Source organism: Protofrankia sp. Cj5, from assembly GCF_917627405.1.
GTDB lineage: Bacteria > Actinomycetota > Actinomycetes > Frankiales > Frankiaceae > Protofrankia.
In genome coordinates, this window is sequence record NZ_CAKJTO010000170.1 from 1 (window position 1) to 6,983 (window position 6,983).

Annotated in this window: 4 protein-coding genes and 1 pseudogene; 2 read left to right on the forward strand and 3 right to left on the reverse strand. The window is 69.8% G+C overall.

Going from position 1 to position 6,983, the window contains the following annotated elements:
- A partial coding sequence (locus MJ777_RS21700) for a hypothetical protein (protein WP_239377631.1) occupies positions 1–741 on the forward strand: 741 nt, incomplete at its 5' end.
- Between the two features lie 683 nt (positions 742–1,424).
- Here the strand turns inward: MJ777_RS21700 and MJ777_RS21705 are convergent.
- On the reverse strand, positions 1,425–1,697 hold the full coding sequence (locus MJ777_RS21705; protein WP_239377632.1) for a hypothetical protein: 273 nt from the start codon (positions 1,695–1,697) through the stop codon (positions 1,425–1,427).
- A gap of 137 nt (positions 1,698–1,834) precedes the next feature.
- Positions 1,835–3,355 (reverse strand): hypothetical protein, encoded by a 1,521-nt coding sequence (locus MJ777_RS21710; RefSeq protein WP_370652810.1) that lies wholly within the window; start codon positions 3,353–3,355, stop codon positions 1,835–1,837.
- Positions 3,356–3,939: 584 nt separating this feature from the next.
- Between MJ777_RS21710 and mptB the strand changes: the two genes are divergently transcribed.
- Positions 3,940–5,571 (forward strand): polyprenol phosphomannose-dependent alpha 1,6 mannosyltransferase MptB, encoded by a 1,632-nt coding sequence (gene mptB / locus MJ777_RS21715; RefSeq protein ID WP_370652809.1) that lies wholly within the window; start codon positions 3,940–3,942, stop codon positions 5,569–5,571.
- Positions 5,572–5,923: 352 nt separating this feature from the next.
- On the opposite strand, the pseudogene MJ777_RS23320 reads toward mptB, so the two are convergent.
- Positions 5,924–6,949 (reverse strand): annotated as a pseudogene (locus MJ777_RS23320) (glycosyltransferase 87 family protein); the annotation flags it as partial.
- Between the last annotated feature and the right edge of the window lie 34 nt (positions 6,950–6,983).

The following is a 6,983-nucleotide window of genomic DNA, read 5'->3' on the forward strand; positions in this document are numbered from 1 at the left end:
GCGGCCGCCGACACGATTGCCAATGCCGCGCTGGCGGGCGAGCACGCGGCGCCCGGGGAGTACCAGGTCGCGGTGTCCGGCTTCGGCAGCGCGCCGGCAGAGGGAAGATCCGCCTTCGACCGGGTCTGTCCCTTCCGCGAAGCGGGCCACAGCACCCCTGCGACCGGCCAGGCCACCGCGGCTTCGCCGATCGCGGACTGCGCCGCGAGCCTGCACAAACGGACCTCCAGCGAGGGGAACGACGCCGACATCGCCGGGGCGCTGCGCTTCTTCGGCAAGGACCTGGCGGACAACACTGCCGTCGGCACCCGCCGGGTCCTGGTGCTGCTCGCCGGCGGGCCGCAGGCTGTCCCCAACGTCGTCGCCTATGACGATCCCGGCCGCCCCGGCGACCGGGGCCGGCGGACTGTGACCGCCCGAGACCAGCTCATCAACGCCGTCCCGAGCGAGTTGAAGGACAAACAGATCGAGGTGTGGCCACTCGGGTTCGGCAGCGCGGACACCGCCAGCCTGAACAAGATAGCCCGCGACGGGTATCCGGGGGCCGGGCGGTGCGAGCTGCCCGCCACGCCCTCGGCGGACGCTCCGCGGACCGGGGAGGATCTCCTGGCTGCGACGGGACGAACCGTGGCCGCGCTCACACCACTCAATCAGTGCCGAGCAACGGCGACCGTACAGATCCCGCTGCCGGCAACCGACGCGACGATCTCCGTGTGGCACGGAGATCGACTGATGGCCTAAACAGCACTTCAGTATGCACCGGTACAGACCAGGTGGCAAGACCCGTTGTGATGCTTACGATTTCCTGATCCGCCAGCAGGCCAGGCGTGTCCGGCTCACAGACGACGACCAGGACACGCAACGGGCCTTTCTCTCTGTCGGGAGCCCATCGACCGTCGTGCCGGTGCCACAACGACCAGGGTATTTCGTGGTCCTGGAAGAAAAAACCGGAGAGGCCGTCGCCAGCCGGCCCATCTCCGTAGATCAGCTCCCATGGCAGCTCACGGAGGTTGCCCGGATCATCCTGTGCGGCAGGCAGTGCGAGGAGCACCCGGCGGGGCGGATTCGTCTGAAACGAAGCCCACGCCTCCTCAACATCACCTCGATTGAGGAGGGCGAACAGGCTCTCGCCCACGCGGCACAAGAAGGTCTCGTCGCTTCGCTGCCCGGGCAGCGGGCTGTTCGCAGGCAGCTGGTCTCGGATAGCCTGAAGATCCACTACGGAAAAACATGCGCTGCCAGACGACAACGGTGTTCGGGTCCGTACCTGCCCTGCTCCGCACCGCCCGTCGTAGCGATACAGATTGACGATGTAGCTTTCCGGGTTCGTCGGGTCGGGTTGGATGTCGAAGACCGCGGTGGGTCGGTTGTCCGGGCCCGAAACGCCAGGTGGCTGCATGTGCGGGGGAGATGTCGTCATCAGGTCAGGCCGCGGACGGGTTTCCCGGGGCGCCGGCCGCGGCGGCCGGCATGAAAACGATCTCGACATTTCCGTTCGAGTCGTGCTCGAAACTGGGGATCGTCGTACCAGGGCGGATGTGTACTCCGCCGGCTATAGCGCCGGCCAGCACCAGCCTGGTCGACGTCGCCACGAAGCTGTCACCGACTGCGATGACCCTGGTCAGCGGCCAGTTCACCCACCAACCTGGCCAGCGTTGCGCGACGATGCGTCGGTAGTTTCCCACGACGTCTGGCATTTTCTCCCCCCGGATGCCGACAAACCACGCCGAACGAGTGCTCTGCGCGACCGGTCAACATCATAACGAATTCGGACAATCAGCTGTCTGTCGGTACCGTGTCCAGGACCGGACATCCGAACGGTTCGGGAGCGCTGTCAGTGGACGCGGGGGTCGGCGGGGCAGTCCAGGGCGCTGGCCCTGGTCAGACCGCTGACGGTCAGGCGGGCGGACAGCCGCACCGGCCCCGGCGAGTCGGTGAGGATGCCCGTCCAGCCGTCCGCGGCCTGGAACACGCAGGCCTCGTGGCCGTCATCCAGTTGCCAGTACGGCGTGAAGTGGACGAGGACGGTCGCCATCCCGGGTGCGGAGAAGTCCACCGCGAGTGAGCTGACCCCGAGCTCGGTCAGGCTCGCCGGCCCCCGCACGAGGCCGGGCGCATCGGCGACCAGCCAGACCTTCCAGTGCGCGTCCGACCACGCGAGCTCCAGGTAGGGCTGCCCGGCCGCGAGCAGCTTCGCCTCCTCGACGGCGGAGGAGTCCAGTTCCACATCCGGCAGTGCCACGAACCGGACGCCGCGCTCGAGCAGCCACTGGTGGTAGGTGTCAGGGGCGAGGGTGCCGTCGTAGAACAGCGAGTTGTACTTCATGTCGAGCTGGCGTTCCCAGCCGCGGGCCAACGGGACGTGCGGCGCGACGAACGAGGCCTCCCAATGCGCACGGGTGAACGGGACCTCCACCCGGCCCGCCGCCACCGGACCATGATCAAGATAGTCGAGCAGGCCGGAGTAGTAGCTGCCCTGGCCGGAAGCGTCCCCGTAGGTAGCCAGCGCACCGTGCACCGGGCCGATCTGCCAACCGATCAACGGTATCGCGACAACAAGCAGTACCCGTGGCCGGCGGGCCAGCAGCATCGCCGCGACCGGGCCCGCGAGCAGGGTCGCGGGCCGGGCGATGTTCCCGCCGATCTGTGTCGGGACGAAAAAGAAGACAGCCGCGGAAACAGCCCACAGCCCCAGGCCACGCCGGATCGCCACCTCCCTCTTCGGGACGACGACCAGCCCGGCCGCGATCAGCGCGAGCAGCGACAGGAACGTCAGCGCCGGAAACGGCTGCACACCGTGTTCGGGAAACAGCAGAGCGACGAGGATGCCGCTCGCTGCCCCGGCCAGCGGCAGCACTCGACGCCGGTCGAGTGTGCCGACCAGGGCAAGCCCAGCCAGCAGCACGAACCCACCGGCGAGCGGTGAGGCGAGCGACGAGCCGATCGCGCCCACCCACGCGGCCGTCATCCGGCGCTCACGCACGCCGAGCAGCGCGAGCGCGCCGAAGGCCATCCCGAGAGCGAACGGCATCCGCCCGACGACGAGGTTCGCCACTGTGGCGACCGCGAACCAGACCAGGGCCAGGTCGTGACCGTGCGCCCGGCCGGGCCCGCGCAGCAGCCGCGTCGCGATCATCGTGGACGCCACACCGGCCAGGCAGCCCAGCACCTGCACCCCGAACAGCGCACCCAGCGGAGGGAAGAGCACGCTGTAGCCAGGTACGGTATGCCCGCCGTACCACTGATCGTCCCACAGGGTGGCACCACCGTGCTTGAACAGCCACACTCGGTATTCCTGAGCGGGGGTGTCCGGGCCGGTGAGCCCAAGCGCCAACGACAGCCCGCACAGCACCATAGTGATCAGCCATGGTCGGCGCCGGAGCACCTCGACGATGGCCGATGCGGCGGCGAGAACGCCCCGGACCGCCCGATGCCGAGGCCCCTCGCCCACCAACCCGACGAAGCGGGGCCCGACGGCGGAGGTCCCCGCCCGGGATGTCCCCGCCCGCCGGAACGGGAGAAAAACCGTTGGGAAGGAGCGCGTCACCGGTGGTCCGGGTTCACCCGTCAGCGACCGCTCTGTCACGATTCGCCGTACCGCGGTTCCGTGTACCGCGGTTTCACGTGACACGGTTTCACAACGCTCGTCGGGGCAGCCGGCGGGATGCTCCTCGCGATACCCGTCCCGCGACCGGCCTTCCCAGGGCCGACGTCCCCCGAGCCGATGTCCGTGCGGCCCCCGTCCGCGCAGGATGGTGCCGAGCAGACCCACCCGACACCTCCCACTGTCCAACGTCTGGGAACCCGCTGACCGGAACTACCCGGTCAGCGCCGGTCCGGACCCCCGGCGGCGCCATCGGCCGGGGGCAACGAAGACCCAATCGGCGGTTTCGTCCGCGTATCGGCCCGTTTCATGCACCCACCGTATGCCCGACGCTGATGGGCACTGTCGCGGCGGTTACCACCGTCCTCGCCGAAGCCCGGCTCGGTCCGCGTAACCCGGACACGCTCAATCCCTCGTCCTGGTGGGGGATCCTCCCATCCAGCGCGCCGCCTGACGTTACCCGGGGCTGGCTGGCCCCGATCGCGGCCCTCGGTGTAATCATGCTGTGTTTGTCCTGGTGCATCCTGATCCGTACGACCACCCGCGCGGTCCTCGCGCCATCCCGCCTGGCTGTCGCCTCGGTCGCCTGGAGCCTGCCGTTCGCTCTCGGCCCGCCGCTGTTCAGCCGGGACGTCTACGCCTATGCCGGTCAGGGCGAGCTTGCCCGCCACGGGCTGGACCCGGCGACACACGGCATCTCGGCGCTGCGCGCGTTCGGCCCCCACCTGGACGCCTTCGTGGCCGCCGTGGATCCACGCTGGCGCGAAACCCATGCCCCCTACGGGGGAACAGCCGTGTTCGTCGAGAAGACGGCCGCGGCGCTCGGTGCGGCGCTGTTCGGCACCGGTCCGATCGGCGCCGTGCTCCTGCTGCGCCTCGTCGCCGTGATCTCGGTGGTGGCGCTGGTGACGCTGACACCCCGCCTGCTGCCCCGGCGGACCCGCAACCAGCGGACCGGGCTGGTACTCGCCCTGCTCGCCTGCAACCCGATCACCGTCATCCATCTGATCGGCGGAGCGCACCTGGACGCGTTGGCCGGCGCGCTGACAGTCACGGCGCTCGTGCTCGACCGCCACCGGCGCCGCTGGGAAATCCAACGGCAACGGGACCGGGCAGCTGGATTCGCGATCGGTCCGACCGTGAGCCGGGCCGGTGCTGTCGCCCTTGCCTGCCTGGCCGGTACGGTCAAGGCGACCGCCTTCCTCGGTCTCGTCGTGCTGCTCCTCCTCCACCTTCGTGAACAGATCATGACTGGCTCCGACGCAGCCGCCAGGACCGATGCGCCCCGGCGCGCCACGGGCAGCGCCGCCGCGGCGGCGGGCGCGCTCCTTGACCTCGCGGTGGCCACGGCCACGGCCGCGGCCAGCATGGTCATGGCCGGCTTCGGCCCCACCTGGATCGCGGCGCTGGCCACCTCTGGCACACTGCGGACCGGCATCGCCCCGGCCACGCTGCTCGCCCACCTGATCTCCCCACCGCTGCGACTGCTGGGTCTCGGCGGCCATGCCGACGCGGCCCTCGCCGGCTGCCGAATGCTGTCGTTGCTCGTGGCCGCCGCTGTCGTCGCATGGCTGTTGGGGCGGGCCTGGCTCAGCCCGTCGACGGACGGGCCTGCCGGACGAGCCCCGGACGATATCGCCATCGTCGGCGTCGGCGGCATCGCCGTGGCCCTGGGCAGCCCGGTTCTCTATCCCTGGTATCTGGCGCTGGCCCTCCCAGCCCTGGCAATCATGATCGCCATAACCGGCGCACACACACCGCGCCGAATTATGATCTTCATATCGGTGACCCTCTGTCTGACATCGCTCGCCTCGCTGGCTCCGACCTGGGCCCTGCTGGACCGGGCACGTCCGCCCGGACACACGGTGCTGGCCGCCGCGGCGCTGGCCGCGTCCACCACCATGATCGTCGTACCTCTCGCCAGGGCAGCGGCCAAGCGGCGCGGACGGCGTACCAGCAGACGATGAGAAGCAGACCGTTGCGAGCGACCAACAGCAGGCTCGCGACAACCCTGCCCTGGATGACGTCCTCATAGCGGACCGGGTAGACCACGAACGAGAGCAGGCACGTGGCCAGCAGACCGGCGGTGACCCGGCGACGCGGGTCACCCACATGGTGCCCCGCTGATACGGCCTGGCCGGACAACAGCGGGCGGCAGGCGGCGACGGCCAGTACCCACACCAGATACTGCGGGCTGAGCACCCGGCTTGTCACGAGCACGACCAGCAAAAGCGCCAGCATGCGATCCGCGGGGTCGCTCGCCATCCGAGCTTCTTCGCGGCCACGGGACGGCCGAGGCAGCCACCACCGCGCGACCGCGGCCAGCACGACCACAACCTCCACAAACGAACAGGCCGTTGCCACCAGTTGCGCCGCGTCGGATCCGAACTGCAATGCCCCCCAGGCATACACCGGCCCGGCATGCAACCCGACCATGTGCGCGAGGACGAACGGAGTCGCGGCGACAGCCTCGACCTGCAAGCCGCGGGCCTTCTGCGCGTCCAGGAAACCGAAGGCGTCCCGCCACCAGCCGGCGGCGAACAGCACCCCCGTGACCAGCGCAGCCGCTCCCGCCATCCCAGCCACCAAACGCAACAGGGCAGGATGGGGCGACAACCGGGCCAGGCGTCTGCCCGAACCCGGCGCGCCCAGCGCGAGCAACAGCAGCACCGGCCACACCTTGACCGCGGTGCCGAGACCCACCGCCAGGCCGGCCCTGCCCCAGTTTCCCCGGCCGCCTCCGCTCGGCCCACTCAGTGCCGCAACAGCCGCCACGGTCAGTAGCGCCGGCACCATGTCGAAGCGCGCCATCGTGACCGGGCCGAGCGCACAGATCCCGATCAGCCAGAACCGGGCCGCCGACACCGAACGGCGAGCGACGATGGCGGTGATTGCCGCGTCCGACGCGAGAATCATCAAAAAGAAGCCGACGCCGTACGGGAACCTGGTCACCGCCTCCAGCGCGGACGGGATGGCCAGCACGACGGCCGCGGCGGGAGGGTACTGCCAACGTTCGTCGGTGACCGGCAGGCCCCAGCCATGGACCAGATCACCGCCCCACCGGTCATAGAGCCGAACATCGCCGAGCACGCCATGCTGGGCACCCAGCACCTTCACCGCGATGGCCAAGGTAATCAGAAGTAGCCGGCTGACCAGCCAGAACAGCCAGATCTGCCGGGCCGTCCACGGCTCGAGCCACGCGGCCCGACACAGTCGCAGCGCCGATTCCAGCCGCCCGCGGGCGCGGTCCACGCAGCCTGGAGGATGGTCCGTAGACCCGTTCCCCGGCCGCCGACCAGACCATCGCGGTGTCGCCCTTGCGGGGCGGATATCTACCGTCCGCACGATCAGGACGGTAGACCGCCTCCCCCGTGCAACG

Bases quoted from the DNA above. Each gene is read 5' to 3' on its own strand.
- mptB (WP_370652809.1), top strand. From the start codon at position 3,940: ATGGGCACTGTCGCGGCGGTTACCACCGTCCTCGCCGAAGCCCGGCTC.
- MJ777_RS21710 (WP_370652810.1), bottom strand. From the start codon at position 3,355: ATGGTGCTGTGCGGGCTGTCGTTGGCGCTTGGGCTCACCGGCCCGGAC.
- MJ777_RS21705 (WP_239377632.1), bottom strand. From the start codon at position 1,697: ATGCCAGACGTCGTGGGAAACTACCGACGCATCGTCGCGCAACGCTGG.